This is a genomic window from Pseudomonas sp. NPDC096925 (genome assembly GCF_044762545.1).
Taxonomy (GTDB): domain Bacteria; phylum Pseudomonadota; class Gammaproteobacteria; order Pseudomonadales; family Pseudomonadaceae; genus Aquipseudomonas.
In genome coordinates, this window is record NZ_JBIWEM010000008.1 from 290,008 (window position 1) to 306,737 (window position 16,730).

A 16,730-nucleotide genomic window follows, 5' to 3' on the forward strand; every position below is an offset into this window, starting at 1 on the left:
AGGCGATATCAGGCTTGCTGATCGGCCAACTGGTCAGCCAGGCGCACGAAGGCGGCCAGGTCCAGCTGTTCGGGGCGCAGGCTGCCGTCCACGCCAGCCGCTTCGATGGCCGCGCTGTCGAGCAGGCCTTTCATGGTGTTGCGCAGGGTCTTGCGGCGCTGGTTGAAGGCTTCGCGTACCACCTGCTCCAGCAGCTTTGCATCCTTGGCCGGGTACGGCAGCACTTCGTGCGGCACCAGGCGGACGATGGCCGAGTCCACTTTCGGTGGTGGGTTGAAGGCGCCAGGGCCAACGTTGAAAAGATGTTCGACCCGGCAGTGGTACTGCACCATGATCGACAAACGCCCCCAGTCACCACCGCCGGGGCCGGCGGCCATGCGCTCGACCACTTCCTTCTGCAGCATGAAATGCATGTCGCGGATCAGCCCGGCATGGCTGAGCAGGTGGAAGATCAGTGGGGTGGAGATGTTGTAGGGCAGGTTGCCCACCACCTTGAGGCTGCGCGCTGGCACGCCCAGCTGGTTGAAGTCGAACTTCAGGGCGTCGCCCTGGTGCAGGCGGAAATTGCTGCGGCCGGCGAACTTGTGCTGCAGGATCGGCACCAGGTCCTTGTCCAGTTCCACCACGTCCAGCTGTGCGCCGCTACCCAGCAGGCCTTCGGTCAGGGCGCCCTGGCCCGGGCCGATTTCCAGCAGATGTTCGCCAGCCTTGGCGTTGATGGCACGCAGGATGCGGTCGATGATGCCGGCGTCATGCAGGAAGTTCTGGCCGAAGCGCTTGCGCGCCCGGTGTTGGTATTGCTCGTTCATGGTCGGTTCTCGGCCATCTGGTAGGCGGTTTCCAGCGCGACGCGCAGGCTGCCGGTGTCGACCTTGCCAGTGCCGGCCAGGTCCAGGGCGGTGCCGTGGTCGACCGACGTGCGGATGATCGGCAGGCCCAGGGTCACGTTGACCGCAGCACCGAAGCCTTTGTACTTGAGTACGGGCAGGCCCTGGTCGTGGTACATCGCCAGCACTGCATCGCAGTGCTCCAGATATTTGGGGGTAAACAGGGTATCGGCCGGCAGCGGCCCGCGCAGGTCCATGCCTTCGGTGCGCAGGCGGGCCAGGGTCGGCTCGATGATGTCGATTTCCTCGCGGCCCAGGTGGCCGCCCTCACCCGCGTGCGGGTTGAGGCCGCACACCAGGATGCGCGGGTTGGCAATGCCGAACTTGTCGCGCATGTCGGCATGCAGGATACGGGTTACACGCTCGACGCGCTCGGCAGTGATGGCGTCGGCAATGTCGCGCAGCGGCAGGTGCGTGGTCACCAGGGCCACGCGCAGGCCCCGGGTAGCCAGCATCATCACCACTTGCGCGGTGTGGGTGAGTTCGGCGAGGAATTCGGTATGCCCGGAGAAGGCGATACCGCTTTCGTTGATCACGCCCTTGTGCACAGGGGCGGTGATCATCCCGGCGAAATGCCCGTCCAGGCAGCCTTGCCCGGCTCGGGTCAGGGTATCCAGCACGAACGCCGCATTGGCCTTGTCGAGCTGGCCCGGCACTACCGGGGCTGCCAGGGGGGTATCCCAGACGTACAGGCTACCCGCTGGCGCCGGCTGCTCGGGCCATTGGCCCGGTGCTACCGGCAGCAGGTTGACGGCCAGCCCCAGCTGCGTGGCCCGCTCGGCGAGCAGGTCACGGCTGGTGATGGCGATCAGGGGGTGGGGCTGGGCGCCTGCGGCGAGCAGCAGGCACAGGTCGGGGCCTATGCCGGCCGGCTCGCCGGGGGTGACGGCGAAGCGCAGGGGCTTCACTGGGTGGCCTGGTCAGCGCCAGGCAGCTTGATTTCAACGTAGGCCTCGTCGCGGATCTGGCGCAGCCAGGTCTGCAGCTCTTCGTCGTACTTGCGGTTGCGCAGAACGTTCATGGCCTGCTGTTCCCGAGCCTGCTCGGTGCTGTCGGTAGCGCGGCGGCCGAGCACTTCCAGGACATGCCAGCCGTACTGGGTCTTGAACGGACGGGTGACTTCGCCCTGGGCGGCGTTGGCCATCTGCTCGCGGAACTCCGGTACCAGGCTGTTCGGGTCAACCCAGTTGAGGTCGCCGCCGTTGAGCGCCGAACCCGGGTCTTCCGAGAAGCTCTTCGCCAGTTCGCCGAAGTCTTCGCCGTTCTTGATGCGATCGTACAGGCGCTCGGCCAGTTGCTCGGTGGCCGCATCGCTGCGGATTTCGCTTGGCTTGATCAGGATGTGGCGCACATGCACTTCGTCACGCAGCACGTTCTCGCTGCCACCGCGCTTCTCCTCGAGCTTGAGGATGATGAAGCCGTTGGGGATGCGAATGGGCTGGGTGATGTCGCCCACCGCCATGCTGCTGAGCATCTTGGCGAAGTCTGGCGGCAGCTGGCCGGCTTTACGCCAGCCCATCTCGCCGCCTTCCAGGGCGTTTTCGCTGGCGGAGCGGGCAATGGCCATCTGGCCGAAGTCCGCGCCCTGCTTGAGCTGCTGGTACACATCGCCAACCTGGCGCGCGGCGGCCTGGATGGCCTCCGAGTTGGCTGCTTCCGGGGTCGGGATCAGGATGTTGGCCAGGCGGTACTCTTCCGACATCTGCATCTTGCCAAGGTCGGAGTTGAGGAAGTTCTTCACTTCCTGCTCGGACACCTGGATACGCTCGGCCACGCGGCGCTGGCGTACACGGCTGATGATCATCTCGCGCTTGACCTGTTCGCGGGCGTCGTCGAATGACATGCCGTCACGGGCCAGGGCGGCGTGGAACTGCTCCAGCGACATGCCGTTGCGCTGGGCAATGGTGCCCATGGCCTGGTTCAGTTCCTCGTCGGTGATGCGGATGCCGGAGCGCTCGCCGATCTGCAGCTGCAGGTTTTCGACGATCAGGCGCTCCAGTACCTGCTGGTCCAGCGCGCCGGCAGGCGGCATGCCGCCGCCGCGCTTGGCGATGGTTTGCTGGACCTCGCGGACACGCTGGTCCAGCTGGCTTTGCATGACCACGTCGTTGTCGACGATGGCCACCACGCGATCAAGAGGTTGCACCGCGGCATGCACCGCGCCACTCAGCAATGCAACGCCCAGCAACGCTGGGCGCAGTCGATCAATAAGCTTGGTCTTCACGTTCACGGTAACCTTGAATGCCTTGGTCGAGGAAAGATTCGACCTTGTTGCCGACTACACCACCGAGGCCTTTCAGGACGATCTGAAGGAAGATGCCGTGGTCGCCTTTTTCGTTTGTCGGAAGGGCTTGGCTGAAGTCGTCGTAATCGATCCAGTAGCGGTTGATCAGGCGCAGCTTCCAGCAGCAGTTGTCGTACTCGAAACCACCCATGGCTTCCAGGGTGCGGTTGCGGTTGTAGTCATGCTGCCAGCGAGCGATGACGCTCCACTGCGGAACGACCGGCCAGATGACCGAGAAATCATGCTGCTGGATCTTGTAGTAGTCCTTCACGTAGTTAGGACTGCCCGGGGTGCCATAGTCGCCGCCGCCCACTTTCCAGGTACCGGTCGTGGAGTCGTAGGAGATGGTGTCGTTACGGTAGCGATAGCCGAGGTTGACCACCTTGTTCGGGTTGTCTTCAGGCTGGTAGTGGAACATCGCGCTGCCCGAGCGGGTGCTGCGGCTGTCCGGGTCCCAGTTGAAGTCCGAATTGAAGCGCCAGTCGCGGTTGAAGTAGTAGTTGTAAAGCAATGCGTACGGCGAAACGTCGGACTGCGAGTCTTTGCGGTCCTTGTAGTTGATGCCTGGCAGCTGGACCTTGCGATCCTTGAAGTAGTACGCCTGACCGATGCTGAAATTCTGGCGTTCGAAGCCGTTTTCTTCAATCCAGCGGGTAGTTACGCCCAAGGACAGTTTGTTTTCATCGCCGATGCGGTCGGTGCCACTGAAGCGGTTGTCGCGGAACAGCGAATCATAGCTGAACAGGGTTTCGCCCGAGTCGAACAGTGGTATGTCCCTCTGGTCCTTGTAGGGGACGTAAAGATAGAACATGCGCGGTTCGAGAGTTTGCTTGTAGTTGGTGCCAAACAACGACGTATTTCGGTCGAAGTACAGTCCGCTGTCCACGCTGAAAATTGGTACATCACGGTTCACCGTACTGCTGTAAGTGCCGTATGCCACCGGGTCCAGATTCTTGAGGTTGATCGCGCCGGCTTTGCCTTTGCTGTCCAGATCAAGATCGTAGTGTGTATAGGCGTATTTCAGTTTTGGTGTCAGGTAGCCATAACTGGCTTCCATTGGCAGGCTGATCGATGGGGCGAAATTCAGGCGTGTGCCGTTAGCGCGGGCGATGCCTGCGACATTTTCATCAAGACGCTCGCCGTTGGGGCCAGCTGTAGTGTCCAATATCCCATCTTCGTTATAGACCGGACCTGTTTTCAAGTCGCGATCGAAGCGAACGGCCTCAGTCTCATACGCAAGGTTCAGCCCGCCCGGCTCATACGGCAGCTTACCGTTGAAGGTAATCTGCGGCAGACGATCATACGGCGTGATCTTCGAGATGGTCGCCATCTCGTAGGCATGCACATTCAACCGCGCGGTGTAGTTGTCACCACGGTAGGTCAGTGCACCCTGCTGGTTCAGCAAGTCCTGGGTTTCAACACCGATCTGGTCGGATTCCAGGTCCTGGAAGTAGAACGGGTCGCTGATGTCGGTGTAGTCCACCTCGGCCATCAGGCGCTCGTCCAGCCCGCCCTTGTGCTGCCAGTTAACCATCCAGCGCTGCTCTTTGTAGTCAGTCTGGTCTTTGCGGTCGTCGTTCTTGTCGTTGAGGTACGCGCCACCGAACTGGCCTTCGCTGGAAGGCGTCAGGTAGCGGAACTCGCCTTCCATCAGCAGGCCGCGCTTGGTCATGTAGCGCGGGTACAACGTGGCGTCGTAGTTCGGCGCCAGGTTGAAGTAGTACGGCGTGACCAGCATGAAGCCGGTGTCGCTGGTGCTGCTGAACGATGGCGGCAGGAAACCGGACTGGCGACGGTCGTCGATCGGGAAGTAGATGTACGGTGTGTAGAACACCGGGAAATCCTTGACCCGCAGCGTAACGTTGGTCGCGGTACCGAAACCGGTGGCCGGGTTCAGGGTGATGTTGTTGCCCTTCAGCTGCCAGGCGTTGCTGCCCGGTTCGCAGGTGGTGTACGTACCGTCCTTGAGACGGATGATGGCGTTTTCGCCACGCTTGGCGTACAGGGCACTGCCGCGGATGTGCGACTTGTGCATCACGTATTCGGCGTTGTCGACCTGGGCTTCGCCCGTGTCGAGCTGGATCTGTGCCTCGTCACCGACTACCAGCGAACCGTTGTCACGGATCTTGACGTTGCCCTTGAGCTCGCCACGGTTTTCGGTCTGGTAGAGGTTGGCCTCGTCGGCTTCGGCCTGCATGCTGCCCTGGCGCATCACCACGTCACCGGCGAGGGTAGCGATCTGCTGCTCTTGCTGGTACTTGGACACCTTGGCGTTAATGTAGGTCGGCGACTCGTCCTTCGGCGTGGTGTCGGCCATGCCTGGGCGGGTTGGCTCGATGTACGCGCCACCGCAGTACGGGCCGGTTTCGGCCAGTTGCGCGGCGGTGAGCTTTTCACGCGGAACCCAGTCCAGGTGGCTGTAGTCTTCGCTGCGCGACTTCAGGGCGCGGCCCTTGGCTTCGGTGACCAGCACCGGCCGGTCCGCAGTTTCGCCTTCGCTCGCGGCTTCGGTGCCGGTGCTGACGGCAGCACCCTCGTGCACCGGGCGCGGCGGCAGGTTGTTGACTGGGGTCTTGGGCTTGCAGTCCCAACCACCGGAGGCGGACACTTGGCAGTCGAACTGTTCGGCTGCCACCACGTAAGACGTGGCCAGAGGTTGCAGGGCCAGCAGACCGCCGGTTACCAGCAACGGAAACTTTCTACGAAACGCGGGGGATTTCAATGCCATCTTATTAGTCCGGGCTTCCTGCGTGCCATCTGCCCGCGTGTGGGGCCGCACGCCTCTCGATGGTCTGAAAAAGATGCTGGATAATAAAGCATGACCCGCTTGACGGCTAGGGCCGTCGGAGACCCTTGTAATGCCTGAACACGATGTACGCCTGCAACAACTGACGGTCTGGCTCGATGAGCAGCTCAATGATCTTTTCCGGAAAAACGCCTGGGGCGATGTGCCCGCAGGCAGCCTGACCGCGGCCAGCAGCGATGCCAGCTTCCGCCGTTATTTCCGCTGGCAGGGCGCCGGCCACAGCTTCGTGATCATGGATGCGCCTCCGCCGCAGGAAAACTGCCGACCGTTCGTCGCCATCGACCACCTGCTGGCCAGCGCCGACGTGCATGTACCGCTGATCCACGCCCAGGACCTGGAGCGCGGCTTCCTGCTGCTGGGTGACCTGGGCCACCAGACATACCTCGACATCATTGATGCCGACAACGCCGACGGCCTGTTCGCCGATGCCATCGACGCGCTGCTGGCGTTCCAGCGCCTGCCGATGGACGCGCCGCTGCCCAGCTACGACGATGCGCTGCTGCGCCGTGAAGTCGAACTGTTCCCCGAGTGGTACGTGGGGCGTGAACTTGGCGTTACCTTCAGCGAAGCCCAGAAAGCCACCTGGCAGCGTATCAGCCAGATGCTGATCGACAGCGCCCTGGCCCAGCCCAAGGTGCTGGTGCACCGCGACTACATGCCGCGCAACCTGATGCAGAGCACGCCCAACCCCGGCGTGCTGGACTTCCAGGATGCGGTGTACGGCCCGGTCACCTACGACATCACCTGCCTGTTCAAGGACGCCTTCCTCAGCTGGCCGCAGGCGCGGGTCGAAGGCTGGCTGCGCAACTACTGGCAGAAGGCGCAGGCCGCCGGCATTCCGGTGCAGGCCGAGTTCGAAGCGTTCCAGCGTGCCAGCGACCTGATGGGGGTGCAGCGCCACCTGAAGGTGATCGGCATCTTCGCCCGTATCTGCCACCGTGACGGCAAACCCCGTTACCTGGGCGACGTGCCGCGCTTCTTCGCCTATATAGAAGAAGTGATCAGCCGCCGGCCCGAATTGGCGGAGCTGGGTGAGCTGATTGCCGAGTTGCAGGCCGGAGCGCGTGCATGAAGGCAATGATCCTGGCAGCGGGTAAAGGCGAGCGCATGCGCCCGCTGACCCTGCACACCCCCAAACCGCTGGTCCCGGTCGCCGGCCAGCCACTGATCGAGTACCACCTGCGGGCCCTGGCTGCGGCGGGCGTCACCGAGGTGGTGATCAACCATGCCTGGCTCGGCCAGCAGATCGAGGACCACCTGGGCGACGGCAGCCGTTTCGGCCTGAGCATTCGCTATTCGCCCGAAGGCGAGCCGCTGGAAACCGGCGGCGGCATCTTCAAGGCCCTGCCATTGCTAGGGGATACGCCGTTCCTGCTGGTGAACGGCGATGTCTGGACCGACTACGACTTCGCGCGCCTGCAGGCCCCCCTGCAAGGCCTGGCTCACCTGGTGCTGGTCGATAACCCTGGCCATCACGGCCGCGGCGACTTCCGCCTGGTGGGCGAGCGGGTGGTCGATGGTGACGATGCGCCCGGCACGCTGACTTTCAGCGGCCTTTCGGTACTGCACCCGGCACTGTTCGAAGGCTGTCAGCCCGGTGCCTTCAAGCTGGCGCCGTTGCTGCGCCAGGCCATGGCGGCGGGCCAGGTCAGTGGTGAGCACTACCGCGGGCACTGGGTGGATGTCGGTACGCTAGAACGCCTGGCCGAGGCCGAGCGCCTGATCGGCGAGCGCGCCTGACATGTGGTGGCCAAGCACGGTGATTGCTGCCGGTGCCGGCTTTGCCGTTGCCAGCATCCCCGGCGCCCTGCTCGGCGCTTTGCTCGGGCAGGCCATTGACCGCCGCCTGCGTTTGCAAGGCTGGGAGGACATGCGCGAACGCCTGGGCGGGCGGCCGGCCTTGCAGGATGACGAGTTGCTGTTCGTGATGCTCGGGCGCCTGGCCAAGTGCGATGGCCGGGTGGGTGAGCAGCATATCCAGCAGGCGCGTCAGGAAATGGTGCGCCTGGACCTGGCCGAAGCGGCCCGGCTGCGCGCGATTGCCGCGTTCAACCGTGGCAAGGCGGGCAAGGACCGGCTGGGCGGGCACCTGCGGCGCATTCGCCAGCAGCCACATGCGGCCGAGGGCACCCTGCGTGCCTGCTGGCGCATGGTCTGGGCCGACGGCAAGATGGGCAACAAGGAGCGTGAGCTTTTGCTGGACTGGGGGCAGAAGCTGGGCCTGAGCCGACGGCAGGTGCAGGCCATGTCGCTGGAGTACGAGCCGCGCAAGGCGGGGCCAGAAGGGGTGGCCATGACCTATGCGGCGGCGTTGCGCTTGCTGGCAGTCGAGGCGGACACCGATGGCGACAAGATCAAGCAGGCGTATCGTCGGCTGGTCAGCCGGCACCACCCGGACAAGCTGGCGGGCACTGGCGCCAGTGAGGCACAGGTGCGGGAAGCGACCGAGCGGACCCGGGAGTTGCATCAGGCTTATGCCATGATCCGCAAGCGGCGGGGCCTTTAAAGGGTACCTGGCTTGAGTTTTGAGGTGATGCGTAAGTCGAGCGCCGCCCGCGCGGCGCATCGCGAGCGAAGCTCGCTCCTACATTTGTTTCGGGCCAGTTAATCCTGCGGCAGAGGCGCGCGGCCCTTTGGCGTTCACCTCGATATCGTGTCGGGCAAACAAGGCGGTCGCGCGCGCTGGCGCAGGCGTTACTGGCCCGAAACAGATGTAGGAGCGAGCTTCGCTCGCGATGCGCCGCGCGGGCGGCGCTCGATCTCACTGGCGCCACACAACCCACGACAAGCATAAAAAAGCGCCCCCGGCGATTTCAGATCAACCCTACAGGCTCATCCACCCCCGCACCCGGCGGAACAGTTGTTCCTGCTCGGCCGCCTTGTTCCCCGGCATGCCAATCAGCGACAACTGCCGGTACTGGCTGTCCTTCTGCCGCTTGCTGGCCTGCAGGCGCTGCGCGGCCGCATTGCGGTCACCGCTGCGGGTGGCGTAGTAGATGTCGGCAGTCGGCACTCTCAAGGTCGGGGCCAGGCTTGTCAGGTCATGCTCCACCCGCGCCGGTGTCTGCGCGGCGACCATTACCAGTTTCTGCACCTGCGGCGGCTGTTTCTCGCTCAGGTAACGGGCCGCCCAGTACGCGCCGCTGCCATGGCCGATCAGCACGATGCTGCGGGCATTGTGTTGCTGGGCAAAGGCCACCGCGGCATCCAGGCGGGCGAAAACGCGCTCGGCATCGGCCGGGTCGGTTTGCTCGCTGGCCTGTTTGGCGTCAGTGCTTTCTGCGGTGTCGGCATCGGCCGCCGTGGCCTGGGCAACGTTGGCATTGGCATCGGCCGGCACGTCCTTGGCCGGCGCGCTTTCGCCCTTGTCTTGCTCCGGCTCGGCAGCCGGCCTGGCTTCGACCCGCGCCTGCGGGCTGTCGGCGAGCAGGTCGGGCAGGCTGATGCTCAGGCTGTGCCAGCCGATATCGGGGAATTTCTGCCGCAATGGGCCGACTGCATTTGGCCAGTCGGCCGTTTCGCCGGCACCGGGGACGATGATGACCGCCCCTTGCGGGTCGCTGTCGTTGGCCGGTTTCCACAGGGCCAGGAAGCTGTCGGCACCGGCCTGCAGGGTCTGCTGCTCGGCCTTGGGCACCAGCCGTTCGAGCGCCTGGGCATCCTCCTGGCTGCGTTCCAGCAGCGGCGGGCGCTGGGCTTGGGCCGCGGGTGCCTCGGTGGTGGTGGATGGTTTTTCGGCATCGGCGGCAAGGGCGCCGAGAGGAAGGATCGAGGCCAGGCAGCACATTGCCAGCGTCGTGCGATAAAGTGTGGACATGAGTCAACCCGGGGCCAGAATGATACCGGCAGCCTAATAGTATTTGCCCGTGACGGCCATGCTGCATGGCCGCCTTTGCCAAGACGAGCGTATAGATGAAGCGAGTGCGTCGCCTGTTGGTTATCGGCTGCTTGTGGCTGCCCTTGATTGCATTGGCCAGGCCCGAGACGGTGCCCACGGTTTCCCTGGAACCGGCCCAGCAGCAATGGCTGGATACGCACCGCAGCCTGCGCGTCGGCCTGGTGTTGCAGGCGCCCTACGCTCAGTTCGACCGGCGCCTGCAGCAACTGTACGGGGCCAACGTGGAATTGGTGAGCAGCCTGGCGCAGGTGCTGCGCCTGGACCTGACCTGGCGCAACTTCACCGACCAGGCCAGCCTTGAGCATGCCCTGCAGGCCGGCGAAATCGACTTTGCCCCAGGCCTTACCCAGACCCCCGCCAGCCTGCGCCTGTGGTTGTTCAGCGACCCTTACATGCGCGTGCCGCAACTGGTGGTGGGGCCGCGCACCGGGACCATGGCCGTGGAACTGGAAACGCTCGGGGCCGAGCAGCGGGTGGCTGTGCGCATGCCCAGCCAACTGGCGGACTACCTGCGCGGCAACTACAGCAACCTCAACCTGCAAGGGGTGCCCAGCGAGCGCGAGGCCCTGCAATTGGTGGTAGGCGGCCAGGCCAGTTTCGCCGTGCTGGATGAAGCCCAGCTCAGCCGCCTGTCGCGCGAAAGCGAGTTCGGCGAGCTGGCGGTGGTCGGCGATATCGGCCTGCCGCAACTGTTGCGCATCGGTTCGCGGCGCGACTGGCCGCTGCTGGCCGATGTGCTCGAGCGTGGGCTGCAGGCGCTGCCGGCCAAGGAACTGGAACAACTGCACCAGCGTTGGTTGCAGCCAAAGTACCCACGTCTGAGTGAGTCGACTGGTTTCTGGCAGAACCTGGCCTTGCTGTCCGGCCTGCTGCTGTTGTGCGCGCTGGCCACCCTGGTGTGGCAGCGTCGGCAGCAGCGCCAACTGGAGCGCAGCCTGCTGGCCACGCGAGAAAGCCTGGTGGAGCGGCAAGTGCGTGAAGAAGCGTTGCGTCTGAGCCAGTTCGCCATCGACCAGAGCACGGTGGGCATCCTCTGGGTCAACTGGGACAGCCACGTACGGTACGCCAACCATGCCGCCGAGCGCATGCTGGGCTACGGTGAAGGCGCGCTGCTGGAGCGGCCGCTGAGCGACTTTGAACCCAGCTTGAGCATGGACCGCTGGCTGGAGCTGTGGAAGGGCGCGCGCACCGGGTCGGGCGGTGTCGGCCAGTTCGAGACGCAGTGCCGTCGGGCTGATCAGAGCCTGCTGCCGGTCGAGCTGTCGCTGAGTTTTCTGCGCTTTCGTGATTCCGAGTACCTGGTGGTCTACCTCGCCGATGTCACCGAGCGCCACCGCGCCCTGGCGGCCCTGCGCGAAAGTGAGGCGCGGCTCAAGGGCATTGCCGGCAACGTGCCGGGGCTGGTGTTTCGCCTTGAGCGCGACCCGGCCGAGGGCGACCTGGAGTTCCCCTACATCAGCGAGGGCAGCGAGGCCCTGGTGGGTTATGCGCCTAGCGAGATCCAGCACCCGCAGATGGGCCTGCGCAACCTGGTGCATCCCGAGGACCGCGCCGATTACCACCGGGTGCAGGACCTGGCCCTGGCCAGCGACCAGGACTGGTCCTGGCAGGGGCGTATCCTCACCCGCCAGGGTGAACAGCGCTGGGCCGACATCAAGGCCAGTACCCGGCGCCTGGGCAACGGCCAGGTGGTGTGGGACGGCGTGGTGTGGGACATCACCCAAGGCAAGCGGGCCGAGCTGGCGCTGGCCAGGTCCCAGGAGCAGCTGCGCGAACTGTCAGCCCACCTGGAAAGCGTGCGCGAGGAAGAAAAGGCCCGCATCGCCCGGGAAGTGCACGATGAACTGGGGCAGATGCTGACTGTGCTCAAGCTGGAGGTGTCGATGTGCGAGCTGGCCTTTGCCGAACTGGACCCAGGCCTGAACGAGCGCCTGGCCAGCATGAAGCGCCTGATCGCCCAACTGTTCCAGCTGGTGCGCGATGTGGCCACCGCCTTGCGCCCGCCGATTCTCGATGCCGGCATCGCCTCGGCCATCGAATGGCAGGCGCGGCGCTTTGAAGCACGCACGCAAATCCCCTGCCTGGTACAAGTACCGGATAATCTGCCAGCATTGAGCGATGCCAAGGCCATCGGGCTGTTCCGTATCCTCCAGGAGGCGCTGACCAACGTGATGCGCCACGCCCAGGCGCACAGCGTGGAGATCGAACTGGTGCGTGAGCACGGGCAATTGCGCATGACCGTCAGCGATGACGGCCAGGGCTTTTGCCGCGACCAGCCCCGGCCCACCTCGTTTGGCCTGGTGGGGGTGCGTGAGCGGGTGCTGATGCTGGGCGGCAGCATGGTGCTGGACAGTGAACCGGGCGAAGGCACCAGCCTGAGCGTGGCCATACCCTTGGAGTAGGAGAGCGATCGTGATTCGAGTGCTGGTGGCCGAAGACCACACCATTGTCCGTGAGGGCATCAAGCAGTTGATTGGCCTGGCCAAGGACATGCAGGTGGCGGGGGAGGCCGGTAATGGCGAGCAGTTGCTGGAAACCCTGCGCCACACACCGTGCGAAGTGGTGTTGCTGGATATCTCGATGCCGGGCGTGAATGGCCTGGAGGCAATCCCGCGTATCCGCGCGTTGCACGACGCCCCGGCGATCCTGATGCTGTCGATGCACGATGAAGCGCAGATGGCGGCGCGGGCGCTGAAGGCCGGGGCGGCGGGCTATGCCACCAAGGACAGCGACCCGGCGCTGTTGCTGACCGCGATTCGCCGGGTTGCCGCTGGCGGGCGCTATATCGACCCGGCGTTGGCCGACCGCATGGTCTTCGAAGTAGGCCTGACCGAGTCGCGGCCGTTGCACACGCTGCTGTCGGAGCGGGAGTTTTCGGTGTTCGAGCGCCTGGCCCAGGGCGCCAACGTCAACGACATCGCCCAGCAGCTGGCACTGTCGAGCAAAACCATCAGCACCCACAAGGCGCGCCTGATGCAGAAGCTGAAAGTGAACTCGCTGGCGGAGTTGGTGAAGTACGCCATGGAGCACAAGCTGGTCTGATTGCGACATGCACTTCCTGCAGTCTGTAGCGAGTCCTTGTGGGAGCGGGTTTACCCGCGAAAGGGCCTGACCTGCCATCTGCGGTGCCTGGGCCGGCCTCTTCGCGGGTGAACCCGCTCCCACAGCGGGCGCCGGAGGGCTGAAGGGAGCATTCCAAAACCGCCATCTTTGTAGGGGAATCCCTACAAAAAATCTTCCATCCGGATGATGGCATTCTCTCAGCACCCCCGATTTTCCGGCGCTTGCCGCTTGTCTAGTCTTTGCCTACGCAGTCATCCAACAAGAAGGTGCAGGCATGAGCGAGGCGAAGTCGAACGCTGCAACCAGCGAAACGCTGGTCAGCTTCCGTGGTGTGCAGAAGAGCTACGACGGCGAGTCGCTGATCGTCAAAGACCTCAACCTGGATATTCGCAAGGGCGAGTTCCTTACCCTGCTTGGCCCGTCCGGGTCGGGCAAGACCACCAGCCTGATGATGCTGGCCGGCTTCGAAACCCCCACCGCCGGTGAGATCCAGCTGGCCGGGCGCTCGATCAACAACGTGCCGCCGCACAAGCGCGACATCGGCATGGTGTTCCAGAACTACGCGCTGTTCCCGCACATGACCGTGGCCGAGAACCTGGCCTTCCCGCTGACCGTGCGCAACCTGAGCAAGACCGACATCAGCGAGCGGGTCAAGCGGGTACTGAACATGGTCCAGCTCGACGCCTTCGCCAAGCGCTACCCCGGCCAGTTGTCCGGCGGCCAGCAGCAGCGTGTGGCCCTGGCCCGGGCACTGGTGTTCGAGCCGCAGCTGGTGCTGATGGACGAACCGCTGGGCGCCCTCGACAAGCAGCTGCGTGAACACATGCAGATGGAGATCAAGCACATCCACCAGCGCCTGGGCGTGACCGTGGTGTACGTGACCCACGACCAGGGCGAGGCGCTGACCATGTCCGACCGCGTGGCGGTGTTCCACCAGGGCGAGATCCAGCAGATCGCCGACCCGCGCACGCTGTACGAAGAGCCCTGCAACACCTTCGTCGCCAACTTCATCGGCGAGAACAACCGCATCAACGGCACCCTGCTGGGCAGCGATGGCAAGCGCTGCCAGGTGCAGTTGCCGCGTGGCGAGCGGGTCGAGGCGCTGGCGGTGAATGTCGGCCAGGCCGGCGAGCCGGTGACCCTGTCGATTCGTCCGGAGCGCGTGCGCCTGAACGGCCACAGCGAAAGCTGCGTGAACCGTTTCTCGGGCCGGGTGGCCGAATTCATTTACCTGGGCGACCACGTGCGGGTGCGCCTGGAGGTTTGCGGCAAGGGCGACTTCTTCGTGAAGCAGCCGATTGCCGAGCTCGACCCGGCCCTGGCCGTGGGCGATGTGGTACCGCTGGGCTGGGAGGTGGAGCACGCCCGCGCGCTCGATCCGATTGCCGAAGCCCATTGATGGATTGCTTCACCAACCCTGTACTGTGGAGAGAATAATAATGCGCAAGCAGTTGAAACTGACCGCCCTGGCCCTGGGGCTGTTCGCCGCTGGCCAGGCCATGGCCGCAGACCTCACTGTGGTCTCGTTCGGCGGTGCCAACAAGGCGGCCCAGGTCAAGGCGTTCTACGAGCCCTGGGAGAAGGCCGGCAAGGGCAAGATCGTCGCTGGCGAGTACAACGGCGAAATGGCCAAGGTCAAAGCCATGGTCGACACCAAGAGCGTGTCATGGAACCTGGTGGAAGTGGAGTCACCGGAGCTGGCCCGCGGTTGTGACGAGGGCATGTTCGAAGAGCTCGACCCGGCGCTGTTCGGCAACGAGGGTGACTACGTGCCGGGCGCCATCCAGCCTTGCGGTGTGGGCTTCTTCGTATGGTCCACGGTGCTGGCCTACAACGCCGACAAGCTGAAGACCGCACCGACCAGCTGGGCCGATTTCTGGGACACCAAGAAATTCCCCGGCAAGCGCGGCCTGCGCAAGGGCGCCAAGTACACCCTGGAATTCGCCCTGATGGCCGACGGTGTGGCGCCGAAGGACGTGTACCAGGTGCTGGGCACCAAAGAGGGCGTGGACCGCGCCTTCAAGAAACTCGACGAACTCAAGCCCAGCATCCAGTGGTGGGAAGCCGGCGCCCAGCCGCCGCAGTACCTGGCCTCGGGTGACGTGGTCATGAGCTCGGCCTACAACGGCCGCATCGCTGCCGTGCAGAAAGAGAGCAACCTGAAGGTGGTGTGGAACGGCGGCATCTACGACTTCGACGCCTGGGCCATCCCGAAAGGTGCCAAGGATGCCGACGAAGCGAAGAAATTCATCGCCTTCAGCGTGCAGCCCGAGCAGCAGAAGACCTACTCCGAGAACATCGCCTACGGCCCGGCCAATTCCAAGGCCGTGAGCCTGCTGTCGGACGCGGTGAAGAAGGACATGCCGACCACGCCTGAAAACATCGCCAACCAGGTGCAGATCGATGTGGCCTTCTGGGCTGACAACAGCGAGCAGCTGGAGCAACGCTTCAACGCCTGGGCGGCGAAGAAGTAAACGACCAGTGTGTGGGGCTGCATTGCAGCCCCCATTTCAGCCTGTATCGCGGAGTTCGCCATGGCCATTGCAGTGCCCCTCAAAGAAGGCGCAGGTCCAAGTCTCAAGCAGCGCCTCAAGCACGCCGAGCGGGTCAACCGCTGGAAGGCGCAGGCGTTGATCGCGCCGCTGGCGCTGTTTCTCCTGCTGGTGTTCCTGGTGCCGATCGCGGCGCTGCTGTACAAGAGCGTCGGCAACCCGGAAGTGGTTGGCGGCCTGCCGCGCACCGTGGGCGTCATCACCCAGTGGGATGGCAAGAGCCTGCCGGGCGAGGACGTGTACAAGGCGTTGAGCCAGGACCTGGCCGAATCGCGCAAGAACCAGACCCTGGGCGACCTGTCCAAGCGCCTGAACATGGAGCTGGCCGGCTACCGCAGCCTGTTGGCCAAGACCGCGCGGGCGCTGCCGTTCAAGAGCGAACCCGCTTCCTATAAAGATGCCTTGCAGGCCCTCGACGAGCGTTGGGGCGACCCGGCCTACTGGCAGGCGATCCGCCGCAACACCAGCACGGTCACCCCGTTCTACCTGCTGGCTTCGCTCGACCACCGTATCGATGACCTTGGCGAACTGGCCAAGGCCACCCCGGACCAGGCCATCTACCTGGACATCTTCGCCCGCACCCTGTGGATGGGTGTGGTGATTACCGCCATCTGCCTGGTGCTGGCCTACCCGCTGGCCTACCTGCTGGCCAACCTGCCGACCCGGCAGAGCAACCTGCTGATGATCCTGGTGCTGCTGCCATTCTGGACCTCGATCCTGGTGCGGGTGGCGGCGTGGATCGTGCTGCTGCAGTCGGGTGGCCTGATCAACAGCGCGCTGATGGCCATGGGCATCATCGACCAGCCGCTGGAACTGGTGTTCAACCGTACCGGCGTGTACATCTCGATGGTGCACATCCTGCTGCCGTTCATGATCCTGCCGCTGTACAGCGTGATGAAGGGCATTTCACCCAGCTACATGCGTGCGGCGATCTCGCTGGGCTGCCACCCGTTCGCCAGCTTCTGGCGGGTCTACTTCCCGCAGACCTACGCCGGCGTTGGCGCCGGTTGCCTGCTGGTGTTCATCCTGGCCATCGGCTACTACATCACCCCGGCACTGCTGGGCAGCCCGAACGACCAGATGGTCAGCTACTTCGTGGCCTTCTATACCAACACCAGCATCAACTGGGGCATGGCCACCGCGCTGGGCGGGCTGTTGCTGCTGGCGACCGTGCTGTTGTACCTGATCTATAGCTGGCTGGTCGGCGCCAGCCGCCTGCGCCTGAGCTGAGGAGCCTTGT

At 64.3% G+C, this 16,730-nt stretch carries 13 protein-coding genes; 8 read left to right on the forward strand and 5 right to left on the reverse strand.

Annotated elements, in window-relative coordinates:
* Positions 1-8: 8 nt before the first annotated feature.
* From rsmA to ACIQYU_RS21845, 4 genes are read right to left on the reverse strand one after another with little or no spacing between them, the layout of a single operon-like run.
* Positions 9-809 carry a 16S rRNA (adenine(1518)-N(6)/adenine(1519)-N(6))-dimethyltransferase RsmA gene (rsmA, locus tag ACIQYU_RS21830; RefSeq protein WP_196179102.1) on the reverse strand — a complete coding sequence of 267 codons (801 nt, stop codon included), beginning with the start codon at positions 807-809 and terminating at the stop codon, positions 9-11.
* Positions 806-1,795, reverse strand: coding sequence for a 4-hydroxythreonine-4-phosphate dehydrogenase PdxA (gene pdxA, locus ACIQYU_RS21835; RefSeq protein WP_402802163.1), 990 nt, complete (start codon positions 1,793-1,795; stop codon positions 806-808). The genes rsmA and pdxA overlap by 4 nt, the downstream gene beginning before the upstream one ends.
* Complete coding sequence (locus ACIQYU_RS21840; protein ID WP_207834189.1) at positions 1,792-3,111, reverse strand: peptidylprolyl isomerase; 1,320 nt, start codon at positions 3,109-3,111, stop codon at positions 1,792-1,794. The genes pdxA and ACIQYU_RS21840 overlap by 4 nt, the downstream gene beginning before the upstream one ends.
* Positions 3,092-5,899: an LPS-assembly protein LptD gene (locus ACIQYU_RS21845; protein WP_233694698.1), complete on the reverse strand. Its 2,808-nt coding sequence runs from the start codon at positions 5,897-5,899 to the stop codon at positions 3,092-3,094. The genes ACIQYU_RS21840 and ACIQYU_RS21845 overlap by 20 nt, the downstream gene beginning before the upstream one ends.
* A 130-nt stretch (positions 5,900-6,029) precedes the next feature.
* On the opposite strand from ACIQYU_RS21845, the gene ACIQYU_RS21850 reads away from it, so the two are divergent.
* From ACIQYU_RS21850 to ACIQYU_RS21860, 3 genes are read left to right on the forward strand one after another with little or no spacing between them, the layout of a single operon-like run.
* Positions 6,030-7,049: an aminoglycoside phosphotransferase family protein gene (locus ACIQYU_RS21850; RefSeq protein WP_402802165.1), complete on the forward strand. Its 1,020-nt coding sequence runs from the start codon at positions 6,030-6,032 to the stop codon at positions 7,047-7,049.
* Positions 7,046-7,717 (forward strand): N-acetylmuramate alpha-1-phosphate uridylyltransferase MurU, encoded by a 672-nt coding sequence (murU, locus tag ACIQYU_RS21855; RefSeq protein WP_207834203.1) that lies wholly within the window; start codon positions 7,046-7,048, stop codon positions 7,715-7,717. Before ACIQYU_RS21850 ends, murU begins: the two co-directional genes overlap by 4 nt.
* Before the next feature lies 1 nt (position 7,718).
* Positions 7,719-8,483 carry a TerB family tellurite resistance protein gene (locus tag ACIQYU_RS21860; RefSeq protein WP_207834212.1) on the forward strand — a complete coding sequence of 255 codons (765 nt, stop codon included), beginning with the start codon at positions 7,719-7,721 and terminating at the stop codon, positions 8,481-8,483.
* A gap of 318 nt (positions 8,484-8,801) precedes the next feature.
* Here the strand turns inward: ACIQYU_RS21860 and ACIQYU_RS21865 are convergent, their stop codons facing one another.
* Positions 8,802-9,794 carry an alpha/beta hydrolase family protein gene (locus tag ACIQYU_RS21865; protein WP_207834214.1) on the reverse strand — a complete coding sequence of 331 codons (993 nt, stop codon included), beginning with the start codon at positions 9,792-9,794 and terminating at the stop codon, positions 8,802-8,804.
* 95 nt (positions 9,795-9,889) lie between these two features.
* Here ACIQYU_RS21865 and ACIQYU_RS21870 point away from each other — a divergent pair, with 95 nt between their 5' ends.
* From ACIQYU_RS21870 to ACIQYU_RS21890, 5 genes are all read left to right on the forward strand, one after another.
* Positions 9,890-12,277 carry a PAS domain S-box protein gene (locus ACIQYU_RS21870; RefSeq protein ID WP_207834216.1) on the forward strand — a complete coding sequence of 796 codons (2,388 nt, stop codon included), beginning with the start codon at positions 9,890-9,892 and terminating at the stop codon, positions 12,275-12,277.
* 7 nt (positions 12,278-12,284) lie between these two features.
* Complete coding sequence (locus tag ACIQYU_RS21875; RefSeq protein WP_170929296.1) at positions 12,285-12,917, forward strand: response regulator transcription factor; 633 nt, start codon at positions 12,285-12,287, stop codon at positions 12,915-12,917.
* Between the two features lie 295 nt (positions 12,918-13,212).
* Entirely contained in the window at positions 13,213-14,337 is a 1,125-nt protein-coding gene (locus ACIQYU_RS21880) for an ABC transporter ATP-binding protein (RefSeq protein ID WP_063914589.1), read from the forward strand.
* A gap of 40 nt (positions 14,338-14,377) precedes the next feature.
* A complete protein-coding gene (locus ACIQYU_RS21885; RefSeq protein WP_207834218.1) occupies positions 14,378-15,412 on the forward strand; it encodes an ABC transporter substrate-binding protein in 1,035 nt (344 codons plus the stop codon).
* Positions 15,413-15,472: 60 nt separating this feature from the next.
* The gene (locus tag ACIQYU_RS21890; protein ID WP_207834220.1) at positions 15,473-16,720 is read left to right on the forward strand and encodes an ABC transporter permease; all 1,248 of its coding nucleotides are present in this window, start codon (positions 15,473-15,475) and stop codon (positions 16,718-16,720) included.
* Positions 16,721-16,730: the final 10 nt, after the last annotated feature.

Bases quoted from the DNA above. Each gene is read 5' to 3' on its own strand.
- rsmA (WP_196179102.1), bottom strand. From the start codon at position 809: ATGAACGAGCAATACCAACACCGGGCGCGCAAGCGCTTCGGCCAGAAC.
- ACIQYU_RS21860 (WP_207834212.1), top strand. From the start codon at position 7,719: ATGTGGTGGCCAAGCACGGTGATTGCTGCCGGTGCCGGCTTTGCCGTT.
- ACIQYU_RS21890 (WP_207834220.1), top strand. From the start codon at position 15,473: ATGGCCATTGCAGTGCCCCTCAAAGAAGGCGCAGGTCCAAGTCTCAAG.
- ACIQYU_RS21880 (WP_063914589.1), top strand. From the start codon at position 13,213: ATGAGCGAGGCGAAGTCGAACGCTGCAACCAGCGAAACGCTGGTCAGC.
- ACIQYU_RS21845 (WP_233694698.1), bottom strand. From the start codon at position 5,899: ATGGCATTGAAATCCCCCGCGTTTCGTAGAAAGTTTCCGTTGCTGGTA.
- murU (WP_207834203.1), top strand. From the start codon at position 7,046: ATGAAGGCAATGATCCTGGCAGCGGGTAAAGGCGAGCGCATGCGCCCG.
- ACIQYU_RS21885 (WP_207834218.1), top strand. From the start codon at position 14,378: ATGCGCAAGCAGTTGAAACTGACCGCCCTGGCCCTGGGGCTGTTCGCC.
- ACIQYU_RS21850 (WP_402802165.1), top strand. From the start codon at position 6,030: ATGCCTGAACACGATGTACGCCTGCAACAACTGACGGTCTGGCTCGAT.
- ACIQYU_RS21865 (WP_207834214.1), bottom strand. From the start codon at position 9,794: ATGTCCACACTTTATCGCACGACGCTGGCAATGTGCTGCCTGGCCTCG.
- ACIQYU_RS21870 (WP_207834216.1), top strand. From the start codon at position 9,890: ATGAAGCGAGTGCGTCGCCTGTTGGTTATCGGCTGCTTGTGGCTGCCC.